Annotated in this window: 19 protein-coding genes; 10 read left to right on the forward strand and 9 right to left on the reverse strand. The window is 73.2% G+C overall.

Going from position 1 to position 20380, the window contains the following annotated elements; translation table 11 throughout:
• Window positions 1–194: 194 nt before the first annotated feature.
• The 4 genes from thpR to HYQ63_RS19445 form a co-directional block, all read right to left on the reverse strand.
• The gene (thpR, locus tag HYQ63_RS19430; protein ID WP_179935104.1) at window positions 195–758 is read right to left on the reverse strand and encodes an RNA 2',3'-cyclic phosphodiesterase; all 564 of its coding nucleotides are present in this window, start codon (window positions 756–758) and stop codon (window positions 195–197) included.
• A gap of 56 nt (window positions 759–814) precedes the next feature.
• Window positions 815–2182: an MFS transporter gene (locus HYQ63_RS19435; RefSeq protein ID WP_179935105.1), complete on the reverse strand. Its 1368-nt coding sequence runs from the start codon at window positions 2180–2182 to the stop codon at window positions 815–817.
• Between the two features lie 32 nt (window positions 2183–2214).
• Window positions 2215–2679 carry a MarR family winged helix-turn-helix transcriptional regulator gene (locus tag HYQ63_RS19440; RefSeq protein WP_179935106.1) on the reverse strand — a complete coding sequence of 155 codons (465 nt, stop codon included), beginning with the start codon at window positions 2677–2679 and terminating at the stop codon, window positions 2215–2217.
• Between the two features lie 105 nt (window positions 2680–2784).
• Complete coding sequence (locus tag HYQ63_RS19445; RefSeq protein ID WP_179935107.1) at window positions 2785–4260, reverse strand: NCS2 family permease; 1476 nt, start codon at window positions 4258–4260, stop codon at window positions 2785–2787.
• A 213-nt stretch (window positions 4261–4473) separates the two neighbouring features.
• On the opposite strand from HYQ63_RS19445, the gene HYQ63_RS19450 reads away from it, so the two are divergent.
• On the forward strand, window positions 4474–4731 hold the full coding sequence (locus tag HYQ63_RS19450) for a DUF2530 domain-containing protein (RefSeq protein ID WP_179935108.1): 258 nt from the start codon (window positions 4474–4476) through the stop codon (window positions 4729–4731).
• Window positions 4732–4759: 28 nt separating this feature from the next.
• Here HYQ63_RS19450 and HYQ63_RS19455 read toward each other — a convergent pair whose 3' ends face one another.
• Complete coding sequence (locus tag HYQ63_RS19455) at window positions 4760–5524, reverse strand: calcium-binding protein (RefSeq protein ID WP_179940298.1); 765 nt, start codon at window positions 5522–5524, stop codon at window positions 4760–4762.
• A 196-nt stretch (window positions 5525–5720) separates the two neighbouring features.
• Between HYQ63_RS19455 and HYQ63_RS19460 the strand changes: the two genes are divergently transcribed.
• Complete coding sequence (locus HYQ63_RS19460; RefSeq protein WP_179935109.1) at window positions 5721–6539, forward strand: SAM-dependent methyltransferase; 819 nt, start codon at window positions 5721–5723, stop codon at window positions 6537–6539.
• Between the two features lie 65 nt (window positions 6540–6604).
• Here the strand turns inward: HYQ63_RS19460 and HYQ63_RS19465 are convergent, their stop codons facing one another.
• Both HYQ63_RS19465 and HYQ63_RS19470 read right to left on the reverse strand, forming a co-directional pair.
• Window positions 6605–9925, reverse strand: coding sequence for a sacsin N-terminal ATP-binding-like domain-containing protein (locus HYQ63_RS19465; RefSeq protein WP_179940300.1), 3321 nt, complete (start codon window positions 9923–9925; stop codon window positions 6605–6607).
• A gap of 317 nt (window positions 9926–10242) precedes the next feature.
• Window positions 10243–11148 carry a DUF3027 domain-containing protein gene (locus tag HYQ63_RS19470; protein ID WP_179940302.1) on the reverse strand — a complete coding sequence of 302 codons (906 nt, stop codon included), beginning with the start codon at window positions 11146–11148 and terminating at the stop codon, window positions 10243–10245.
• A 410-nt stretch (window positions 11149–11558) separates the two neighbouring features.
• Here HYQ63_RS19470 and HYQ63_RS19475 point away from each other — a divergent pair, with 410 nt between their 5' ends.
• From HYQ63_RS19475 to HYQ63_RS19490, 4 genes are all read left to right on the forward strand, one after another.
• Window positions 11559–13121, forward strand: coding sequence for an MFS transporter (locus tag HYQ63_RS19475; RefSeq protein WP_179940303.1), 1563 nt, complete (start codon window positions 11559–11561; stop codon window positions 13119–13121).
• A 118-nt stretch (window positions 13122–13239) separates the two neighbouring features.
• Window positions 13240–13746 (forward strand): hypothetical protein, encoded by a 507-nt coding sequence (locus tag HYQ63_RS19480; RefSeq protein WP_179935110.1) that lies wholly within the window; start codon window positions 13240–13242, stop codon window positions 13744–13746.
• Between the two features lie 52 nt (window positions 13747–13798).
• Window positions 13799–14623, forward strand: a complete 825-nt coding sequence (locus tag HYQ63_RS19485; RefSeq protein ID WP_179935111.1) for a futalosine hydrolase — start codon at window positions 13799–13801, stop codon at window positions 14621–14623.
• Window positions 14620–15474 (forward strand): 1,4-dihydroxy-6-naphthoate synthase, encoded by an 855-nt coding sequence (locus HYQ63_RS19490; protein ID WP_179935112.1) that lies wholly within the window; start codon window positions 14620–14622, stop codon window positions 15472–15474. Before HYQ63_RS19485 ends, HYQ63_RS19490 begins: the two co-directional genes overlap by 4 nt.
• 49 nt (window positions 15475–15523) lie before the next feature.
• On the opposite strand, the gene HYQ63_RS45650 is transcribed toward HYQ63_RS19490, so the two are convergent.
• Window positions 15524–15907 (reverse strand): cold-shock protein, encoded by a 384-nt coding sequence (locus HYQ63_RS45650; protein WP_179935113.1) that lies wholly within the window; start codon window positions 15905–15907, stop codon window positions 15524–15526.
• A gap of 177 nt (window positions 15908–16084) precedes the next feature.
• Between HYQ63_RS45650 and HYQ63_RS19500 the strand changes: the two genes are divergently transcribed.
• A complete protein-coding gene (locus tag HYQ63_RS19500; RefSeq protein ID WP_179935114.1) occupies window positions 16085–16354 on the forward strand; it encodes a hypothetical protein in 270 nt (89 codons plus the stop codon).
• Window positions 16355–16433: 79 nt separating this feature from the next.
• On the opposite strand, the gene HYQ63_RS19505 is transcribed toward HYQ63_RS19500, so the two are convergent.
• The gene (locus HYQ63_RS19505) at window positions 16434–17069 is read right to left on the reverse strand and encodes an HAD family hydrolase (protein ID WP_373689121.1); all 636 of its coding nucleotides are present in this window, start codon (window positions 17067–17069) and stop codon (window positions 16434–16436) included.
• Window positions 17070–17151: 82 nt separating this feature from the next.
• Between HYQ63_RS19505 and HYQ63_RS19510 the strand changes: the two genes are divergently transcribed.
• From HYQ63_RS19510 to HYQ63_RS19520, 3 genes are read left to right on the forward strand one after another with little or no spacing between them, the layout of a single operon-like run.
• Window positions 17152–18186, forward strand: a complete 1035-nt coding sequence (locus HYQ63_RS19510; protein ID WP_179935116.1) for an iron ABC transporter permease — start codon at window positions 17152–17154, stop codon at window positions 18184–18186.
• Window positions 18183–19403, forward strand: a complete 1221-nt coding sequence (locus tag HYQ63_RS19515) for an iron chelate uptake ABC transporter family permease subunit (protein WP_179935117.1) — start codon at window positions 18183–18185, stop codon at window positions 19401–19403. Before HYQ63_RS19510 ends, HYQ63_RS19515 begins: the two co-directional genes overlap by 4 nt.
• A complete protein-coding gene (locus tag HYQ63_RS19520; RefSeq protein ID WP_257231954.1) occupies window positions 19400–20329 on the forward strand; it encodes an ABC transporter ATP-binding protein in 930 nt (309 codons plus the stop codon). Before HYQ63_RS19515 ends, HYQ63_RS19520 begins: the two co-directional genes overlap by 4 nt.
• Window positions 20330–20380: the final 51 nt, after the last annotated feature.

The raw sequence follows: 20380 nt of genomic DNA on the forward strand, positions 1-20380 counted from the left end.
CAGGACTGGCGGTTTCGGCATGACGGAGGGGGTGTGACCGTGTGCGGTCACACCCCCTGCCTGCTCGGGCCGCCCCGGCGGCTCATCCTCCGAAGGCGGCCGCGACGGCCACCACGACGAGGATCATCACCAGGGCACCACTCATGATCATGTTTCTGGTCTTCGGGTTCACACTCCGAGGTTAGCCGGGCCCCTCAGCCGCCCAGCGGCCAGGCCGCCACCACCTCGTACCGCGGCTGCGCGCCGGGCACCCCGGGGGCCGGGGGATGGCTGCGGACCAGGCTCAGTTCCCGCACGGTCCAGTCGCGGCCCGCGAAGCCGGTGAGCCCCTCGGCGAAGGGCGCGAGGCGGGTCGCGGAGCGGTTGCGCGCGACGGTGAGGTGGGGGTGGTACGGGCGGTGCTCGTCCATGGCGATCCCGGCGCGGCGGGCCCCCGCGTCGACGGAGTCGGCCAGCCGCCGCAGGGCGGTGTGGTCGCCCTCCACGCCCGTCCAGAGGGCACGGTCGGAGAACCGGCCGCCGCCCGCCAGCCGCACCTCGTGCGGGTGGTGGCGATGGGCGGCGCGGGCCAGCCGGGTGTCCAGCTCGGGGCGTACGTCGTCGGTGACCTCGCCGTAGAAGGCGAGGGTGAGGTGCCAGCCGGGGCGCTCGGTCCAGCGGAGGGTGTCCGCGCCGGGGAGCCGGTGCAGTGCGTCGACGTACGCCCCCAGCTCGGTCAGGGCCGGTTCGGGAGGCAGGACGGCGGCGAAGAGTCTCATCGGTGTCCCGTTCTCATCGGTGTCCGGCTCTCATCGCTGTCACGCTCTCATCGCTGTCACGCCGCCGGAGCGAGCCGTTCCTCCGTCTGCACCCTCGGGACGAAGGCCACGTGCGGATGGCCGCGGCGCCAGGCCACCTTGAGCCGCAGGCCGCCCGCGCGGGCCAGCATCAGGCCCACCCCGACCGCGGCGGCGGCGGAGATCAGCCCGCCGAAGGCGAAGCCGACCCGGGCGCCCCAGGTGTCGGTGACCCAGCCGATCAGCGGGCCGCCGATGGGCGTGCCGCCGACGAAGACCATCATGAACAGGCTCATCACCCGGCCGCGCATCTCGGGGTCGGTGGCGAGCTGGACGCTGGAGTTGGCCGTGACGTTGAACGTCAGGCTGAAGATCCCGACCGGCACCATCAGCGCGGCGAAGAGCCAGAAGAACGGGGTCACCGCGGCGGCCACCTCCAGCACGCCGAACATCAGCGCCGCACCGACCAGCAGCCGCCGTCGGGTGGTGACACGGCGGGCGGCGAGCAGGGCGCCGGTGACCGAACCGGCCGCGATCAGGGTGTTGAGCAGGCCGTACGTACCGGGACCGGCGTGGAAGACATCGTCGGCGAAGGCGCTGAGCCAGATCGGGAAGTTGAAGCCGAAGGTGCCGATGAAGCCGACGAGGACGATCGGCCACAGCAGATCGGGGCGGCTGCCGACGTAGGCCAGGCCCTCGCGCAGCTGGCCCTTGCCGCGCGGCGCGCGCTTGACCGGGTTCAGCTCACTGGGGCGCATCAGCAGCAGGCCGACGAGCGGGGCGCCGAAGGAGAGGCCGTTGATGAGGAAGGCCCAGCCGCTGCCGACGGCGGTGATCAGGACACCGGCGACCGCGGGGCCTATCAGCCGGGCGGACTGGAAGTTCGCCGAATTGAGGCTGACCGCGTTGCGCAGGTCGCGGGGGCCGACCATCTCGTTGACGAAGACCTGGCGGGTCGGGTTGTCGACGACGGTGACCATGCCGAGCAGGAACGCGATCAGGTAGACGTGCCAGACCTGGACGTGTCCGCTCAGGGTGAGGGTGGCCAGGGCCAGACCGCACAGGCCGAGCGCGGTCTGCGTGAACAGCAGCAGCTTCCGCCGGGGGTACCGGTCGGCGATCACGCCGCCGTACAGGCCGAAGAGCAGCATGGGCAGGAACTGGAGCGCGGTGGTGATGCCGACCGCGGTGGAGGAGCCGGTGAGGCTGAGGACCAGCCAGTCCTGGGCGATGCGCGACATCCAGGTGCCGGTGTTGGAGATCACGGCACCGGTCGCGAAGAGCCGGTAGTTGCGGACCCTGAGTGAACGGAACATTCCGCCCTTGGCGGTGGCCGCGGTGGGCCCGGCGGAAGGGGAGTCGGTGTTCGGTGCGGGTGCGGAATCTGCTCCGGGTCCCGTACTCAAGTTCGTTCGCCTCCTGGCTGCTCGGTCTTCGACTACATGCGCGCGAGCTTCTCCAGGACGGGCGCGGCGGCGCGCAGCGTCTCCCACTCGTCCTCGGACAGCTGCCCGACCATGTCGCTCAGCCAGGCGTTGCGCTTGCGCCGGCTCTCTTCGAGCATGACCTCGGCCCGCTCGGTCGGCGACACGACCTTCTGCCGCCGGTCCTCCTGGTGCGGCTCCAGCCTGACCAGTCCCTTGGCCTCCAGCAGCGCCACGATGCGCGTCATCGACGGCGGCTGGACGTGCTCCTTGCGCGCCAGCTCGCCGGGGGTGGCGGAGCCGCACCCGGCGAGGGTGCCCAGCACCGACATCTCCGTGGGGCTCAGCGACTCGTCGACGCGCTGATGCTTCAGCCGTCGCGACAGACGCATCACTCCCGACCGCAGAGCGCTCACAGCGGCCGCGTCATCGAGGGGCGCTTCCGCCGCGGGCGACGGAAGGCGGGACGGATCCGGCATGGTCTTTAGCATAACTCATTACCTCGTCTAATGAAAACCCCGATACGGGTGCCCTCCGCCGCTCACCCATGCGAGTGATGGGTGAGCGGCCGGGGACATACCGGATCACACGACGCCGAGCGCCTGCTCGATCGGGTGCAGCAGGAAGTAGACCAGGAAGCACAGCCCCACGACGGCCAGCAGCCACGGGATGTCCCGGACCCGCCGGGTCGCGACGCGCAGCAGCAGGTACGACAGCACACCGAGGCCGATGCCGTTGGTGATGCTGTACGTGAACGGCATCGCGATCATGGTCAGGAAGGCGGGCACCGCGATCGTGGAGTCGCTCCAGTCGATCTCCTTGACGTTCGCCGCCATGATCATGAAGCCGACGACCACCAGCGCCGGGGTCGCGGCCTGCGACGGGACGACCTTCGCGAGCGGGGTGAAGACCAGCGCGAGCAGGAAGAGCCCGCCGGTCACCACGTTGGCCAGACCGGTGCGCGCGCCCTCCCCGACGCCCGCCGTGGACTCCACGAAGCAGGTGTTCGCGGACGCCGAGCCGAAGCCGCCGCCCGCGACCGCGACGCCGTCCACCATCAGGATCCGGCCCATGCCGGGCAGCTGGCCGCGCTCGTCCGTCAGTCCGGCCTCCTCGCCGACGCCGATGATCGTCCCCATCGCGTCGAAGAAGCCGGACAGCAGGACGGTGAAGACGAAGAGGCAGCCGGTCAGGACGCCGACCTTCTCGAACCCGCCGAACAGGCTGACCTGGCCCACGAGCCCGAAGTCCGGGGTCGCCACCAGGGTGTCCGGCACGTTGGGCACGGTCAGGCCCCAGCTCGCGTCCGGGGTGGAGGTGACGGCGTTGATCGCGATCGCGGCCAGCGTCATGACCACGATGCCGATGAGGATCGCGCCCCGGGTCTTGCGGACGACCAGGACGAAGGTGAGCGCGAGGCCGACCACGAAGATCAGCACCGGCCAGCCCTGGAGCTTGCCCTCGATGCCGAGACCCAGCGGAACGGTGGTGTGCGCCGCGTCCGGGTTACGGGTGACGAAGCCGGAGTCGACCAGGCCGATCAGGGCGATGAACAGGCCGATGCCGATCGCGATCGCCCGCCGCAGCCCGCCGGGGATCGCGTCCATCACGCGCTGCCGCAGCCCGGAGGCGACGAGGATCATCAGCACCAGACCGGCGAGGACCACCATGCCCATCGCGTCCGGCCAGCTCATCTTGGGGGCGAGCTGGAGCGAGACGACCGCGTTGATGCCGAGGCCCGCGGCGAGGGCGATCGGGACGTTGCCGATCACGCCCATGAGCACCGTGGACAGGCCCGCCATCAGGGCGGTCGCGGTGACCAGCTGGCCGTTGTCCAGATGGTGACCGTACATGTCCTGACCCGATCCGAGGATGATCGGGTTCAGCACGATGATGTACGCCATCGCGAAGAACGTCGCCAGACCACCGCGGAGCTCCCGGGACGGGGAGGAGCCGCGTTCGCTGATCTTGAAGAACCTGTCGACGAACGGCAGACGGTTCATGGGCGGTGTCGGCGCCTGCTGTGCGGCATCGACCGGCTCGCTGGCCGAGGGAGACATGGACGAACCCCAGGGGTGGTGAACTTCGGGAAGCGGGCCTCTCGGAGGATCGCACAGGACATTCCACCCAGACCCAGAACGGTTCAGTATGAATATATAAATCGCGGATCGCCAAACTGCGTCCCCCGTCCATTCCCCCGCCCGTCCCCCCGTCACGCCCCCACCGCACCGCGCCCTCGAAGGCCCCCACCAGCACCCCCGTAAGCTGGCCCCATGACGAAGTGGACACCCCGGCACGAAGCGCCTGCACCCCTGGAGGGCAATGTCGTCGCCACCATCATCGGCGGCACGATCGTGTGGTTCGTCCTCTTCCTCGCCCAGCTCCCGTTCTACGGGTGGTACGCCGACCACGGCCATCTGTGGTGGCTGTGGACCTGCCTGACCGGCAGCGGGCTCGGATTGCTGGGCATCTGGTACGTACGGGCGCGGGACGCGGCCATCCGGCGCTCCTCGGAGAGCGACGCCGACTGAACCACGCCCCGCGTTTTCGTACCGTGTGCTACTTCACATCCACGTAGTCGCCGCCCGCCCTGACCGGCGGGGTCGTGCTGGTGCCCGCGAAGTTCCAGCGGAACCAGCCGTCCTGAGCGGCCTTGACGGTCGTCTTGAGCGCACCGCCGCTGCCCGACTTCACCGTCTTGACGACGCTGTAGGTGGAGCTGTTCGCCTTCCGGAACTCGAGCTTCACCGGCTGGACGGTGTAGCCCGCGAACTTGCTGGTCTCCCAGTTGGCGCGGGTCAGGGCGCCGGTGACCGTGATGGTCTTGCCCTTCTTGACCGGCTCCGGCGCGGCGTTGACGGTCAGCTTCGAGGCCCGCTGCACCGCGAACGACCCGGCCTTGTCGGCGCTCAGGTAGTCGCCGTCGTTGGCGTCGATCCACACGTTGGCGTACCACCGGCCCGCGACGCTGTTGTCGATGAAGTCGACCTGCGGGTCCAGGATGAAGGTCGCCTTGCAGGTCGAGGTGGTCGGGTCACCGGCCGCCGCGGCGCACTTCACGGCGCCGGTCGGGGTCGCGTACCCGTACGACGGGCCCTCCAGGTACAGGTCGGCGCCCTTGATGCCCGAGTCGTCCTGCGCCGTCACCGAGACGGTGAAGGTCTTGGCGCCCGAGGTGCCGAGGACGACGTTGGTGCCGCTCACCGCCACCTTGGTGATCTTCGTGTCGCCGGAACCGGCCGCCTGCGCCGCCGGCGCGGCGAGCCCCCCGAGAGCCGCCGCGGTCGCGGTGGCGAGCACGGCATAGGTCATGCGCTTGCGCATGTGCATCCCCCACAAGATGAAGAAGGCTCCACCGCGTTGACCTGCGCCGAGATGGACGAAGACGCGAACCTGGAGCCGAGTGTGGCGCAACTGTACGAATTTCACCGGCTTTTCACAACATCATCGGAGCTCCACGGAACCTCATTCTTGAGGGAACGTCACCTCTCGCGGCCAACCGCTCAGTAACATGCGCGGTATGACCGGTCACCGTTTTCGCTCCGCCGAAATCGACACCAGCAAGCCGCACTCGGCGCGCATGTACGACTACTTCCTGGGCGGCAAGACCCACTACGCCGCCGACACCGAGGCCGCCCGGCAGGTCGAGGCCGTCTGGCCCGACGTCAAACCGTGGACCCGCGCCAACCGGTCATTCATGCACCGGGCGACCCACTGGCTCGCCGCCGAGGCGGGAATCCGGCAGTTCCTCGACATCGGCACCGGCATCCCCACCGAACCCAACCTGCACCAGATAGCCCAGAAGGCCGCCCCGGACGCCCGGGTCCTCTACGTGGACAACGACCCCATCGTGCTGGCCTACGCCCAGGCCCTGCTGCTCTCCACCGCCGAGGGCCGCACCGCCTACATGCACGCCGACATCACCGCCCCGCAGACCATCCTGGCCTCCGAGGAGCTGCACGCCACCCTCGACCTGAGCCAACCGGTCGCGCTGTCGCTCAACGCGGTGATGCACTTCATCGCGAACGAACAGAAGCCGTACGACATCGTGCGGCAGCTGGTCGAGCCCCTGGCCCCCGGCAGCTATCTGGTCCTCTCCCACGGCGGGCTCGACCCCCGCAGCGAGATCTCCGACGCGGTCACCCGGCTCTACCGGGCCAGCGGCATCCACGTACAGGGCCGCACCCACGAGGAGGTCCTGCCGTTCTTCGACGGCCTGGAGCTGGTCGAACCCGGCGTGGTGATGCCGCACCGCTGGCGCCCCGAGAGCGACCGGGCCAGGGCCGCGGCGGAGGCCCTGGACCTGTGGATCTTCGCGGGCGTGGCCCGGAAGCCGTAGCGCTCGTTCAGTCGAACCAGCGGGCCCGGGCCAGCTCCTCGGTGCGGGCCTGGTTGTCCCAGGAGTTAATCGAACCAGCGGGCCCGGGCCAGCTCCTCGGTGCGGGTGAGGTCCTCCAGGAGGGCCGCCACCTCGAAGCGGCGGGACCAGTGGCCCGCGGCCCAGGACAGGCCCGCGGCCACGCCCTCCACCGTCGAGGCGTGCAGGGTGCCGCCGGGGCCGTCGGGTCCCTGCACGTATCGCCAGTCCAGCTCGGTGCCGCCCTCGATCAGCAGCTCCTCGTGCTCGACGTACGACAGCGGCGCGTCCGGCAGCAGTTCGCGGACCGCCGCCGGGACCTCGTGCGGCTCGCCCTGCGAGGTCACCGGCGCCGGGTACGCCTCGCTCAGCCGCCGCACCTGGAACAGCTCCGCCAGCTCCGCCGCCCGCGCCGGGCGCACCGGCAGCAGGGCGCGGCCGTCCGCCTCGGCCAGCGGCATCAGATCGGGCGCGTCGGCGACCAGCACCCCGTCCGCGTCGACCACCCGCGGCTCGCCGTCCACCACGGCGCGCAGCTCGTCCGGCAGGGTCACCTGCTCGGGGTCGAGGTCGGCCAGCAGGCCGTAGATCGCGTGCAGCTGGGCCGAGGTCACCGGGCGGTCCGGGTCGGCCAGCCGCGCCAGCAGCTCGGCCGCACCGCCCGGCTCGTCCAGCAGCGCCGGCACGGACGTCCGTACGCCGAGCGCCCGCAGCACCTGCTCGTCCTCGAACCCGGCCGCGTCCACCGCCTCGTACAGCCCGGCCAGCAGCGGATCGCCCCCGGCCGCGCGCAGCCCGGCGGGGCGGCGGCCGTCCAGCACCGGGTGGCCGCGCAGCCACCAGGCGGTGTACGAGCGCACCGACTCCGTCGTGCCGTCCGGCAGCAGCACCCGGACCCGTTCGGTCAGGGCGTCGCGCAGCGGCGGCTGGGCGAGCATGGCCAGGGCGCGCGGCCAGGCGTCGTCGTCCACGAGGTCCAGGTCGCGCACGGCGACGATCTCGGTGGCCACCGGCGGCACCGGGGTCTCCGGCAGCCGGTCCAGGGCGTCCTCGCACCACACGTCCACGGCGTCCAGCACGCCGACGTCGTCCGGCTCGGCGAAGTCGCCCTCGCGCGGCTCCAGTTCGTCCGGGTCCAGCACCACGTCGGTGGCCCGGACCAGGGTGAAACCGGCCAGCACGCCGACCGCGGACAGCGGCTCCTCGCCCCAGCGCTCGGCGAGGTCCGCGTCGCACGCGGCCAGCTCGCCCTCCCGCATCACCTGTTCGAAGGCGCCGCCGGGGAAGACCAGCTCACCGGCGGGCGCCAGCTCACCGTCCTCGTCCGGCAGCGCGAGCGCGGCGAGCCACGGCTCGTCGCCGGGCGCCAGCCGGGCCTGCTGGACGAGGCCGAGCACGGTGTCGGCCAGGGTGTCCGGGTCCAGCGCGGCGCCGGGCGCCCCGCCCTCCTCCGCGAACGGGTCGTAGTCGTCCTCCGCCTCCAGCGAATGCGCGACGGCGGCCCGCACCTGGGGGGTCCTCAGCACGGCGCGCGGGGTGGCGGGGGTCGCGCCCAGCTTCTCCAGCAGCGGATGCGCGGCCTCCGGATGCGCGACCTTCAGGCCGAGGCGGGCCAGGGTGCGGTGGGTCTCACCCGCCGAACCCTCGCTCTTTTCGGTTCCGGTCCCGCCGTCCCCTCCATCCCCTCCATCCACGTCTCCCGGCAGCGGCAGCAGCACCTGCCGGGGCCCGATCGTCGTCCGGCCGTCCGCCAGCGGCACCGGCAGCCCGCTCAGCCGGTCCGGGTCGGTACCGGCCAGCGCGTCGTACAGCCGCCGCCACCAGGCCGGGGCGCGCTCGACGCCCGCCAGCCGGTCGATGACCTCGCCCAGCGGCAGCCGGGCCACGTCCAGCGCCCGCAGCTCCTGCCGCCGCTCCAGACCGGCGGGCAGCAGCGTCGGGAACAGCTCGGCCAGCACCTCCACGGTCTCCGCGCCCGCGCCCTCCACGATCTCCGCGTCACGGGGGCGCAGCGCGTACGGCTCACCCTCGAAGGTGCCGCGCGCGAGGATCGCGTCGTCCCAGCCGAGCCCCGCGTCCGCCGACGCCTCCGGCTCCAGGTTGTCCGGCACGGCCGCGCTCGGCAGGAACGGCACCCGCGGCAGCCGCTCCAGCACCCGCGCCCGCAGTTCCCCGTCCAGCTCGCCCTTGCCCAGCGGGCCCGGGACCAGGCCGATCGTGCCCGTCCCCACCGGGTGCCAGTCGCGCAGCAGCGTCGCGTACGCCTCGGCCGCGCGCTCCACCAGGAAGGCGGTGAGCGGGCCGGGCGCGGTGTGGCGGCGGGTGGGCTCCAGCGGGAACGAGGCGATCAGCAGCGCGGGCAGCCCGAGCGGCTCGTCGGTCGGGGTCGGCGCGTGCACGACCGGCGCCGTCGCGGGCCGCACCGGCGCGCCCTCGGCGTCCACCGGCACCGCCCAGGTCACCGACCACACCGGGCGCAGCCGCTCCTCCACCGGGCGGTCGGCGAGCAGTTCCGGGTCCAGGTGGCCGCTCGCCCGCTCGGTGCGCCAGCGGGTCGTACGGCGCTCCTTGTCGCCCCCGTCCTCGCCGCGCACGTCCTCGATGACCGCGTACGGGCCCTCCTCGCCGCGCCGCAGCGTCCGCGTCCCCTCGGCCGTCTCGACCACGACCTCGGCCAGCCCCGGCAGGGTCAGCAGCAGCGCGTCGTCGACCGCCGAGAGCAGCCGCTCCGCCACGTCCAGCGCGGCGCCGTCGCGCAGCGGCAGCACCACGACCGTGTCGTACCCCTCCGGCGCGGTGCCCTCCGCGGGCAGCGGCAGCCGCAGCAGCGGTACGTGACCGTCGCGGCGGCGCAGCTCGTCGGCGAGGCCGGGGCTGCGCAGCGCCGCCTTGTGGGCCAGTTCGCGGGCCTCCGCCAGCGACCAGCGCACCCCGCCCGAACGGCCCACCACCGCGGGCTCGTCGCTCACCGCGAGCACCGCCGCGAAGCCCACGCCGAACCGGCCCACGGCCCGCCCGGGGTCCTCGTCCCGCTTGGCCGACGCGCGCAGCGTGGACAGCGACTCGGCCCCGGCGGCGTCCAGCGGGGCGCCGGTGTTGGCGGCGACCAGCACGGCCGGTTCGCCGTTGGTCGCCGGGCGCAGCGTCAGCCGCAGCCGCCCGGGCACGCCGAGGCGGGCGGCGGCGTCGGCCGCGTTCTGGGCCAGCTCCACGACCAGCCGGTCGCGGTGGCCGCCGAGCGCCAGGTCCTCCTCCGCGTTGGCGTCCTCGCGGAAGCGGGCGGGCGACGCGGCCCAGGCGTCCAGCACGCCGCGCCGCAGCCGCGCGGTCCCGAAGGGATCCGCGTCCTCGGTCGCGCCTCGCACCATCGCCGTGCTGCTCACGTATCGCCTCCGGGTCCTGTGGGTGTGCCGCCACATTCCACATTGCTAGACCGCGAACGTACCCCTATCCGGGGCGGGCACGCGTCCCGCCCTCCTCCGCGACGGCGGGGCGCCGGGGGCGCGGCCCCGGGCCCGCGACGGATGCGCGTCCCGGGCGCGCGGCGGGCGCGCTGTGGCCACACGTCCCGGGCGCGCTGCGGGGCAGGCGGTACGCCGGTGGGGCGGGCGCGTCCGGTGCGGCCGGGTACGGCCCGCCGTGGGCGGGGCGGGGGCGGGCCGGGGCGCTTCCGCGCCCGGGAGTTTCAGGAGTGGCCCAGTTCCTCCGCCGGGGCGTCCGGCTCCACCGAGCCACCGGTGCGGTCCGGGTGCAGGGGCATCGGCTCGACGAGCGTCTCGTCGATCACCGGCTCGGCCGGGCGCGGGGGCTTGGGCATGACGGCCGCCTCGGAGTGGGCGCCGCAGCCGTACGCCAGGGAGACCACCCGGCCGTCCGCCGGGCTGAACTCATTGGCGCACACACCGAACGCCTGCTTCAGCGAGCCCGCGAGGGGCATCAGGAAGCCGCAGGTCACGCAGGTGCCGGGGGCCGCCTGCGCCATCGGGGTCTTGGCGCCGTACGCCTCGTCCCAGCGGTCGGCGGCGACGTGCAGCCCGTAGCGGGAGAGCACCCGGGCGCGGCGCATGCCCAGCTCCTCGGCGAGGGCCGCGATGGTGCCGGCGGCGGGCGCGGCCGGCTGGGCGGACGGCGGACCGGCCGTCACATCGGCCTCCTCCACCGCCGCGAGCTGCTCCATCTCCTCGGAGACGACGGAGTTGGGCGGCGGGGCGTCCTCGCCCGTGAAGCCGGGCTCCAGGCGCAGGTCCTCGGCCTCGGTGGGGAGCAGATCGCCCGGCCCCATGTCGCCGGGGCGCAGCCGCTCGCTCCACGGCACCCATTCGGGGGCGAGCAGCGCGTCGGGGCCGGGGAGCAGCACCGTCTCGGCCAGGGTGACGATCTTCGCGCGGGAGGCGCGGGTGACGGTGACCGCCCAGCGCCAGCCGCGATAGCCCGGCTCGGCGCTCTCGAAGAAATGCGTGACGACGCGGTCGCCCTCGGCGATCGCCTCCACGTGCTCGCCGACCGTCCCCGGACGGGCCGCTTCCGCCGCCGCCTCGCGGGCGAGTTCGACCGCCTCGGCGCACAGGCGGTCGGGGGTACGGCTCCGCATCGCAGCACTCACAGGATCGATTCTCTCTTCCACGCCGTCTCAGCCGTCTGACGAGTGCGCCAGCCGCACGGCCGGACGGCGGGACTGCGGACGGAGCGGACCGTGGGACCGCGTCGACGTCCGCACCCGAGCCGGCCTCGGGCGCACCTTGTACGTCCCATTCTGCGGGATGGCGACTCGGCGCATGGCCAGGAACGACCGTGGATGGCGCGTGACGCACGCTACCTTGTCCGGCCGCGCCGCCCCCACCCCCGTCTCGTGTCCGGCGTTCGTGGAGGCACCCGCCGGATGGTCGTTTTCGCTGGCCAGAAGGGGGTTGTGCGGGTGAGAGAACTAGACGTCATGACCGGAAAGCCGTCGTAGGTCTCACGTTGCGGGCAGCTTGGCGGCACCATGGTCGGGTGGCAGGCATGCGGTTCCACGAGGACGGCCCGGTCAGACGATCGGGCCGCCTGCTCGGCCGCGCACTCCATTTGCCGTTCACCGCGACCGGCCGCGGCATCCGGCGGGCCACCCACGCCCACGGGGCGGGCGAGTCCGGGCTCGGGAAGCTGATCGAGCTGCACGCGGTCAACTCGGCCGGTGACATGCTGATCACGGTCGCGCTCGCCTCGACGGTCTTCTTCTCGGTGCCGACGGACGAGGCGCGCGGCCGGGTCGCCCTCTACCTGGCGATCACCCTGGCCCCGTTCGCCGTACTCGCGCCCGTGGTCGGCCCGCTGCTGGACCGCATCCCGCACGGCCGCCGCGCGGCGATGGCGGGCGCGATGCTGACCCGCGCGCTGCTCGCGCTGACCATGGCGGGCGCGGTGGCGTACGGCGACCTCGAACTGTATCCGGCGGCGCTGGGCGTGCTGGTGGCGTCCAAGGCGTACGGGGTCGTCAGATCGGCCGTCGTACCGCGGCTGCTGCCGCCCCGCTTCTCGCTGGTCAAGGCCAACTCCCGGGTGACCCTGGCCGGGCTGCTGGCGACCGGGGCGGCGGCCCCGCTGGGCGCCGGGCTGCATCAGCTGGGGCCGGGCTGGCCGCTGTACGGGGCGTTCGTGGTCTTCATGGGCGGGGCGTTCCTGTCCTTCACCCTGCCGCACAAGGTGGATTCGGCGAAGGGCGAGGCCAAGGCGCGGCTGACGTCGGGCGAGCACCACTTCGGTCACCGCACGGCCGGGCACCGACCCCCCGTCCACCGCGCGCCCTGGCACCGCGCGGCGGGGCCGACGACCGTGCCCACGACGGCGCCCGAAGTGGTGACGGTCGCCGACCCCAAGCCGACCCCGCCCCCGCCCGCCGCCCCGAACCCGGACCCGGGCGGCGGGCGGTTCGGCCGCTGGTTCGCCGGGGGGTTGGGTGGGGGCTCGGGTATGGGCGACGGCCGGAAGCCCGGGCTGCGGACGGTCGGACCGTCCGTCCTGCACGCCCTCCAGGCCTGCGCCTCGCTCAAGTCGCTGTCCGGCTTCCTCACCCTCTACCTGGCCTTCCTGCTCCGCGAGCATCCGGTGGGCGGGCTGTCCCCCGAGTTCTCGCTCGGCCTGGTCGTGGTCGCGGCGGGCGGCGGCAACGCGCTGGGCACGGCGATCGGCGCCTGGCTGCGGGCGCGCGGCCCGGAGCGGATCATCGCGGTGGTGCTGACCTCGGCCCTCGGCGTGATCATCTTCTCAGCGGTGCTGTACAGCGCGGTGACGGTCGCCGCGGTGGCCGCCACCGCGGGCATCTCGCTGGCGCTGGGCAAGCTGTCGCTGGACGCGCTGATCCAGCGGGACGTCCCCGAGGAGGTCCGTACGTCGGCGTTCTCCCGCTCCGAGACCACGCTCCAGATCGCGTGGGTGGTCGGCGGCGCGGTGGGCATCTCGCTGCCCCTGAGCGGGGTGGTGGGCATGGCGGCCGCCGCGACGATGATCGCTCTGGGCGTGGCCCTGAGCGTCCGGGGGCTGCTGTCCGCGGCTCGGCACACCACGGCGCGCCCCCGGGTGGCGTGACGTCCCGGGTGGCGTGACGCCCTGGGTGGTGTGACGCCCCGGGTGGCGTGACGCGTCGGACGCCGTCGATCCGCCACCCCGGCGCCGGGCGGCGGGGAGGGCCCGATAGCCTGCCCGCATGACCGCTGCGCTGTTTTCCAGGGGCAAGGGCCGCCGGGCCACCACCGCCGCCTGCGCCGTTGCCCTCGGGCTCATCGCCCTCTCCGCCTGCGACAAGCCGACTCCGCTCGCGACGGTGACGGTCGGTTCGAGCACCGTGACGGCGGAGGCGAGCAAGGGCTGCTTCGGCGACGGGAAGAACCTCGGCTCGGGCACGTTCAAGAAGTGCCTGTCCGCCAAGCCCGCCGACACCATCAAGGTGGGCGCCGGGGACAAGGTGCGGATCGGGGTGGACCCGGAGATCGCCGAATCCACCTGGGGTCTGATCGCCAACAACCCGATCATGGCCGAGCCGAGCAAGGAGACGTACCGCAGCTTCGACAGCGACACGCTCTTCGCGCAGCAGAACCCGCAGACCGGGCAGACCACCATGTCCAAGAGCGTCACCGTCACCGTCGCCCAGCTCGGCGACGGCACCCAGGGCGTGAAGGGCATCTGGCGCTTCAAGCTGGAACGGGACAGCTGACGTCACGTCGCCCCGTGCACTCGGTCCGCGGCACGACAGCCGGGAGGCGCTGATGCGCGTACTGATCGTCACCGCCGTACCCGCGGAACGGGACGCCGTCGTACGCGGATGCGGCACGGCCGACGCCGCCGAAGTCGCCGTGCCCGGCGGCGTGCTGCACCGGCTGCGGGCGGGCGGTCCCGACGGGCCGCCGCTCACCGTCGATGTGCTGGCCGCAGGGGTCGGGCCGGCCGCGGCGGCGGCCGGAACCGCCACCGCGCTGACCGTCGCCGCCGTCCAGGGCGCCCCGTACGACCTCGCCGTATCGGCCGGTATCGGCGGCGGCTTCGCGCCGCGCGCCCCGCTGGGCTCCGTCGTGGTCGCCGACGCCGTCGTCGCCGCCGACCTGGGCGCCGAGACCCCCGACGGCTTCGCCGCCGTCACCGACCTCGGCTTCGGAACCGTCGAACACCGGCCGCCGCCCGCCCTCGTCACCGCCGTCACCACGGCAACCGGGGCCGTACGCGGCACCGTGCTCACCGTGTCGACCGTGACCGGCAGCGCCGAGCGGGCCGCCGCGCTGCTGCGGCGCCATCCGGGCGCCGTCGCCGAGGCGATGGAGGGCTTCGGGGTGGCCGAGGCGGCCGCCGCCCAGTCCGTGCCCATGCTGGAGGTGCGGGCCGTCTCCAACGCGGTCGGTCCGCGCGACCGGGCGGCCTGGCGCATCGGCGAGGCACTCGACGCCCTGGCGGAGGCGTTCACGCGGGCCGCACCCGCCCTCGCGACCGCCGCCCCGGATCTGGCCCCGGACCCGGACCCGGCGGACCCGAACCCGGACCCGGCGGACCCGAACCCGGACCCGGACCCGGCCCTGGACCTGGAAGGAAGCCAGCAGTGACCGCACAGCCGCTCACGATCGCCTACTCGCCCTGCCCGAACGACACCTTCGTCTTCGACGCCTGGGCGCACGGCCGGATCCCGGGCGCGCCCGCGCTGGACGTCACGTTCGCCGACATCGACATCACCAACGGGATGGCCGAGCGCGGCGAGTCCGACGTGCTGAAGGTGTCGTACGCCGTCCTGCCCTGGGTGCTGGACGACTACGCGCTGCTCCCGTGCGGCGGGGCGCTCGGGCGCGGCTGCGGCCCGCTGGTGCTCACCAGGGAACCGGGCGCGGCGAAGGACCTCGCGGGCAAGACGGTCGCCGTGCCGAGCGAGCGGTCGACCGCGTATCTGCTCTTCCGGCTGTGGGCCGCCGCCGAGGTGCCGGGCGGGGTCGGGGAGATCCGGGTGCTGCCGTTCCACGAGATCATGCCCGCGGTACGGGACGGCCTGGTCGACGCCGGACTCGTCATCCACGAGGCCCGGTTCACCTATCAGAATTACGGCCTGCACTGCCTCGCCGACATGGGCGAGCACTGGGAGCTGACCACCGGGCTGCCCATCCCGCTCGGCGCGATCATCGCCAAGCGCTCGCTGGGCGCGGAGCGGCTGCGCGAACTGACCGACGCCATCCGTACGTCGGTCCGCATGGCCTGGGACGACCCGGGGGCGTCGCGTCCGTACGTCCTGGAGCACGCCCAGGAGATGGACCCGCGGGTCGCGGACCAGCACATCGGGCTGTACGTGAACGAGTTCACCGCGGACCTGGGCGAGGACGGCTACGCGGCGGTGCGCGGACTGCTCACACGCGCGGCGGCCGAGGGGCTCGTACCGCCCCTCGGCCCGGACGCACTGGAATTCGCCTAATTCCGTTCGCTTTTACGTTCGCTTATCGGCTATCGACGCGGCTTACGCATCAAACATCGAGCTGGTCGGCCACCGCCCGCAGCATCCCCGCGATCTTGTGGCCGTGCGCCTTGTCGGGATAACGGCCGCGCTCCAACTGCTGCGTCACGTTCTCCAGCAGAGTGGTCAGATCCTGAACGATCGACGCCAGCTCGTCCGGCTTGCGCCGCTGCGCGGCCGCCACGGACGGTGCCGGATCGAGAAGCGTCACCGAAAGCGCCTGGTCACCGCGGTTTCCCGCGACGACACCGAATTCAACGCGCTGCCCCGGCTTCAGCGAATCCACGCCTTCCGGGAGCACCGACGAGTGCACGAAGACGTCACCGCCGTCATCGCGGGAGAGAAAGCCAAAACCCTTCTCACTGTTGAACCACTTGACCTTGCCGGTAGGCACGTCTGTCCTCGTCCTCGTCGCTCGTCGGAAAACACGGAAAAAGCTCTGGATAGCACTACAGCGGGTCGTAAGACCCGCCACCACCAAGGCTAATGGTCCCGAGCCTGGTGACAAGACGTACCCGGGTGGTTCCGGGTGGTTGGTATGCGCGCTCTGGCACCGATCTACCCTGGAGCGGTGAGCAACGAAACCCCGCACAGCGGAACCAGTGATGAGGCTCCCGGTGACCGGCTCGTCCGCATCGGCGTGATCGTCTTCGCCGTCGGCGCGGTCGCCACCCTCGCGACCGTCGCGCCCCTGTTCCTGGGCGCCGATCCGCTGCCGTCGGTGGCGTACTTCGTCTGCATGCTGATGGGCGTCGGCTTCGCCCTCGCGGCCGCCGGGATGCTGCGGTCGATCGCGGCGCAGCGGCGCGAGGCCGCCCGCGTCGCGCACCACAAGCCGTAATCGCGCGCGTCGTCGCGCACGCGGCGCCGTAGCGCACGCAGCGCCGTCGCGCGCGCATCGTCGTAGCGCGCGCAGTGGGTTACGCCGCGGTGTGGCCCTCCAGCCACGCCGGGAACGCGGTCAGGTCGTCGAGCACGACGTCCGCCCCCGCCTCGCGCAGTTCCTCCGCGGCGCACGGCCCGGTGGCGACCGCCACCGACAGCGCCTCCGCCGTCCGCGCGCCCCGTACGTCACCGGTGTGGTCCCCGACGTACACCGACGCCCCGTACTCGCGCAGCGCCTCCGCCTTGGCCTCCGCCCACAGCCAGCCGATGACCGCGTCCGCCTCGATGCCCAGGTGGCTCAGGTGCAGCTCGGCGTTCGGCTCGTGCTTCGCCGTGACGACGATGGCGCGCCCGCCGGCCCGCTGGACCGCCGTTATCGCCTCCCGGGCGCCGCGCATGGCGAGGGTCGGGGCGATCGCGAACTCCGGGTACAGCGCCCGGTACAGGTCGCCCATCTCCTGGATCCGCTCGTCCGGGAACCAGTGCGCCAGCTCCTGCTCCAGCGGCGGGCCGAGCCGGGTGATGGCGAGTTCGGCGTCGATGGGCGTTCCGGTCCGGACGGACAGCTCCTCGTAGGCGGCCTTGATGCCGGGGCGCGAGTCGATGAGGGTCATGTCGAGGTCGAAGCCGACGGTCAGGGTGGAAGTGCTCGGTACAGCCATGCCCGTCATTGTGCCTGGCCCTTGCATACACTAAGCGTCGCCTTACCTGCGCCGATCTCACGCGCGAGAACCGAACGAGCGAACGGAAGCGATGTCTGCCGACCGGGCCAGCAGCCGAAGTCCCAGAGCCGCACTGGTCCGGCGCCGCGTCGGCTGGACGGCCGCGGCCGTCGTCGCCCTCCTCTTCGCGGTGCTGCTCAGCCTCGCCCTCGGCAGCCGCCAGATCGCGCCGAGCCAGGTCCTGGACGCGCTGCTGCACGGGGGTACGAGCGATGCCGCCGACATCGTGCGGTCGCTGCGGCTGCCGCGTACGGTCGTCGGCCTGATGGTCGGCGCGGCGCTCGCCATGGCGGGCACCGTGATGCAGGGCGTCACCCGCAACCCGATCGCCGACCCCGGCGTGCTCGGCGTCAGCCAGGGCGCCTCGGTGGGGGTCGTGCTCGCGATCGCGTTCGCCGGGGTGCACACGCTCACCGGGTACGTGTGGTTCGCCTTCGCGGGCGCGGGCCTTGCCGCGGTCGCCGTCCACGCCATCGCCTCCGGCGGGCGGGGCGGCGCGAGCCCGGTCAAGCTCGCGCTCGCCGGGGCCGCCGTCAACGCCCTGCTGGTGTCCGTCACCTCGGGCGTGCTGACGACGAAGGCCGCGGCGCTGGACGAGTTCCGGTTCTGGCAGATCGGCTCCCTCGCGGGGCGCGACGCCGAGATCGTCGGCCAGATCTGGCCGTTCCTGCTGGTGGGCACGGTGCTGGTGGCCGCGGCCGCCCGCGGCCTGGACGCGCTGGCGCTCGGCGAGGACGTCGCCAAGGGGCTCGGCCAGAACATCGCGGTCGTCCGCGTCCTCGCGGGCCTCGGCGCGACGGTCCTCACGGGCGTCGGCGTCGCCGCCGCGGGCCCGATCGCCTTCGTCGGCCTCGCGGTCCCGCACCTCGCGCGGGCGGTGGTGGGCACGGACCACCGCTGGGTCCTGCCGATGGCCGCCCTGATCGGCCCGGTGATGCTGCTGATATCGGACGTGGTGGGCCGCCTCGTCTTCCCGCCGAGCGAGGTCCCGGCGGGTGTGATGACGGCCCTGATCGGCGTCCCGTTCCTGGTCACGCTGGTGCGACGCAGGACGGTGACGGCATGAGCCCGACCGAGAGCACGACCGGCAGCACCGCCGACGGCACGACTGCCGGCACCACCGACGGCACCACCGGCACCGGCACCACCGCCAGCACCGCCGCCGTGCCGCGGCAGGCCGCCCGCCCCGCCGGGCCGACCGCCCGTCCCGTCGGCTACGGCCTCCTCCGCACCGGCCGCCGCGCCTCGTTCCTGCTGCACCGCCGCGCGGCCGTCGTCGCCCTCGCGCTGGCCGCCGCCACGGCGGCCGTGTGCGTCGCGTACCTCTGCCTCGGCGAGAGCCTCATCGCCCCCGGCGACGCCGTGAAGGCCCTCCTGCACACCCAGTACGGCATCGGGCAGCCCACCCCGAACGACCTCGTCGTCGGCACCCTCCGCCTCCCCCGCATGACCCTCGGCCTGCTGGTCGGCGCCGCCTTCGGCATCGCGGGCGCGCTCATCCAGACCGTGGCCCGCAACCCGCTCGCCAGCCCGGACATCATCGGTGTCACCCAGGGCGCGAGCGCGGTCACCGTCGGGGCGATGACGTACGGCGTGACGGCCTCCGGCGTGCTGCCGTACCTCTCCGTCGCGGGCGGCCTGGCCGCCGCCGCCCTCGTCTACGTCTTCGCCTGGCGCGGCGGGCTCCAGGCCACCCGCTTCGTCCTCATCGGCATCGGGTTCGCCGTCGCGCTCCGCTCCATCACCCAGCTCTTCCTCACCAAGGGCGACTACCTCGTCGCCCAGCAGGCCAAGGTGTGGATGACCGGTTCCCTCAACGGGCGCGGCTGGGACGAGGCCACCCCGCTCGGCTGGGCGCTGCTGTTCCTGCTGCCCGCCGTGCTGTGGGCGGCGCGGGCGCAGCGCACCGTCTCGATGGACGACGACACGGCGACCGCGCTGGGCATACGGCTCGGGCGGGTACGGCTCGGGCTCGCCACCCTCGGCATCGTCCTCGCCGCGATGGCGACGGGCGCGGCGGGCCCGGTCGACTTCGTGGCGCTGCTCGCCCCGCAGATCGCCCGCCGCATGACCCGTACCGCGCAGATCCCGCTCCTCTGCTCGGCGCTGACCGGCGCGTTCATCGTCGTCGCCGCCGATCTGCTGGCGCGCAAGGCGTTCGCGCCGACCGAACTGCCGGTGGGGGTGCTGACCGCCGCGGTCGGCGCCCCGTATCTGATCTACCTGCTGCTGACGTCCGGGGGACGCGGCCGCAGCAGCCGCAACGGAGGCACCACGGCATGACCGCACCCGCGTCCAGGTCCACGTCCACGTCCACGTCCACGTCCGAGGCTGAGGCCGAGCCCGGCAGGCTCGCCGCCCGCGCACTGACCCTCGCCTACGAGGACCGGACCGTCGTGGACGGCCTCGACCTGGTGATACCCGACGGCGAGGTCACGGTCATCGTCGGCCCCAACGCCTGCGGCAAGTCCACCCTGCTGCGCGCCCTCGGCCGCCTCCTCAAGCCGCGCGGCGGCGCCGTCCTCCTCGACGGCACGGACCTCGCCCGCATCCCCACCAAGAAGATCGCCCAGTCCGTGGGGCTCCTCCCGCAGACCCCGGTGGCGCCCGACGCGATCACCGTCGCCGACCTCGTCTCCCGCGGCCGCCAGCCGCATCAGCACTGGTGGCAGCAGTGGTCCGACGAGGACGAACGCGCGGTCGGCGACGCGATGGAGCGTACGGACGTGACGGCGCTCGCCGACCGGCTGGTGGACGAGCTGTCCGGCGGCCAGCGGCAGCGCGTCTGGATCGCGATGGCCCTCGCGCAGGAGACCGGCCTCCTGCTGCTGGACGAGCCGACGACCTACCTGGACATCTCCCACCAGGTCGAGGTGCTGGACCTGGTCCGCCAGCTCAACCACGAGCGCGGCCGCACGGTGGTGGCCGTCCTGCACGACCTCAACCAGGCGGCGCGGTACGCGGACCACCTGATCGCGATGAAGGCGGGACGCATCGTCGCGCGCGGGCGCCCGTCGGAGGTGGTCACGGCGGAGCTGGTGCACGAGGTCTTCGGGCTGGAGTCGGTCGTCGTACCGGACCCGGTGACGGGCAGCCCCCTCGTCGTCCCGGGCGCGCCGTGGCAGGCGGAGCCGGAACGTACGGCGGACGACTCGGCTGCGGACGAAGCGTCGGCGGACGACGCGTCGGTGACGGCGGAACGCGGCTAGGTGTGCTGTCCGGGGACGTTGGTGACGGGCGACGCGCCGTGAGTGGTGCTT

It is taken from the genome of Streptomyces sp. Rer75, from assembly GCF_013414305.1.
In the GTDB taxonomy this organism is placed as follows: domain Bacteria; phylum Actinomycetota; class Actinomycetes; order Streptomycetales; family Streptomycetaceae; genus Streptomyces; species Streptomyces himastatinicus.

Excerpts from the sequence above, each read along its gene's own strand:
- HYQ63_RS19510 (WP_179935116.1), top strand. The coding sequence starts at position 17,152 with ATGTCTGCCGACCGGGCCAGCAGCCGAAGTCCCAGAGCCGCACTGGTC.
- HYQ63_RS19505 (WP_373689121.1), bottom strand. The coding sequence starts at position 17,069 with ATGACGGGCATGGCTGTACCGAGCACTTCCACCCTGACCGTCGGCTTC.
- HYQ63_RS19465 (WP_179940300.1), bottom strand. The coding sequence starts at position 9,925 with ATGGTGCGAGGCGCGACCGAGGACGCGGATCCCTTCGGGACCGCGCGG.
- HYQ63_RS19480 (WP_179935110.1), top strand. The coding sequence starts at position 13,240 with ATGACCGCTGCGCTGTTTTCCAGGGGCAAGGGCCGCCGGGCCACCACC.
- HYQ63_RS19455 (WP_179940298.1), bottom strand. The coding sequence starts at position 5,524 with ATGCGCAAGCGCATGACCTATGCCGTGCTCGCCACCGCGACCGCGGCG.
- thpR (WP_179935104.1), bottom strand. The coding sequence starts at position 758 with ATGAGACTCTTCGCCGCCGTCCTGCCTCCCGAACCGGCCCTGACCGAG.
- HYQ63_RS19460 (WP_179935109.1), top strand. The coding sequence starts at position 5,721 with ATGACCGGTCACCGTTTTCGCTCCGCCGAAATCGACACCAGCAAGCCG.
- HYQ63_RS19450 (WP_179935108.1), top strand. The coding sequence starts at position 4,474 with ATGACGAAGTGGACACCCCGGCACGAAGCGCCTGCACCCCTGGAGGGC.
- HYQ63_RS19470 (WP_179940302.1), bottom strand. The coding sequence starts at position 11,148 with ATGCGGAGCCGTACCCCCGACCGCCTGTGCGCCGAGGCGGTCGAACTC.
- HYQ63_RS19520 (WP_257231954.1), top strand. The coding sequence starts at position 19,400 with ATGACCGCACCCGCGTCCAGGTCCACGTCCACGTCCACGTCCACGTCC.
- HYQ63_RS19515 (WP_179935117.1), top strand. The coding sequence starts at position 18,183 with ATGAGCCCGACCGAGAGCACGACCGGCAGCACCGCCGACGGCACGACT.
- HYQ63_RS19445 (WP_179935107.1), bottom strand. The coding sequence starts at position 4,260 with ATGTCTCCCTCGGCCAGCGAGCCGGTCGATGCCGCACAGCAGGCGCCG.
- HYQ63_RS19475 (WP_179940303.1), top strand. The coding sequence starts at position 11,559 with ATGCGGTTCCACGAGGACGGCCCGGTCAGACGATCGGGCCGCCTGCTC.
- HYQ63_RS19440 (WP_179935106.1), bottom strand. The coding sequence starts at position 2,679 with ATGCCGGATCCGTCCCGCCTTCCGTCGCCCGCGGCGGAAGCGCCCCTC.
- HYQ63_RS19485 (WP_179935111.1), top strand. The coding sequence starts at position 13,799 with ATGCGCGTACTGATCGTCACCGCCGTACCCGCGGAACGGGACGCCGTC.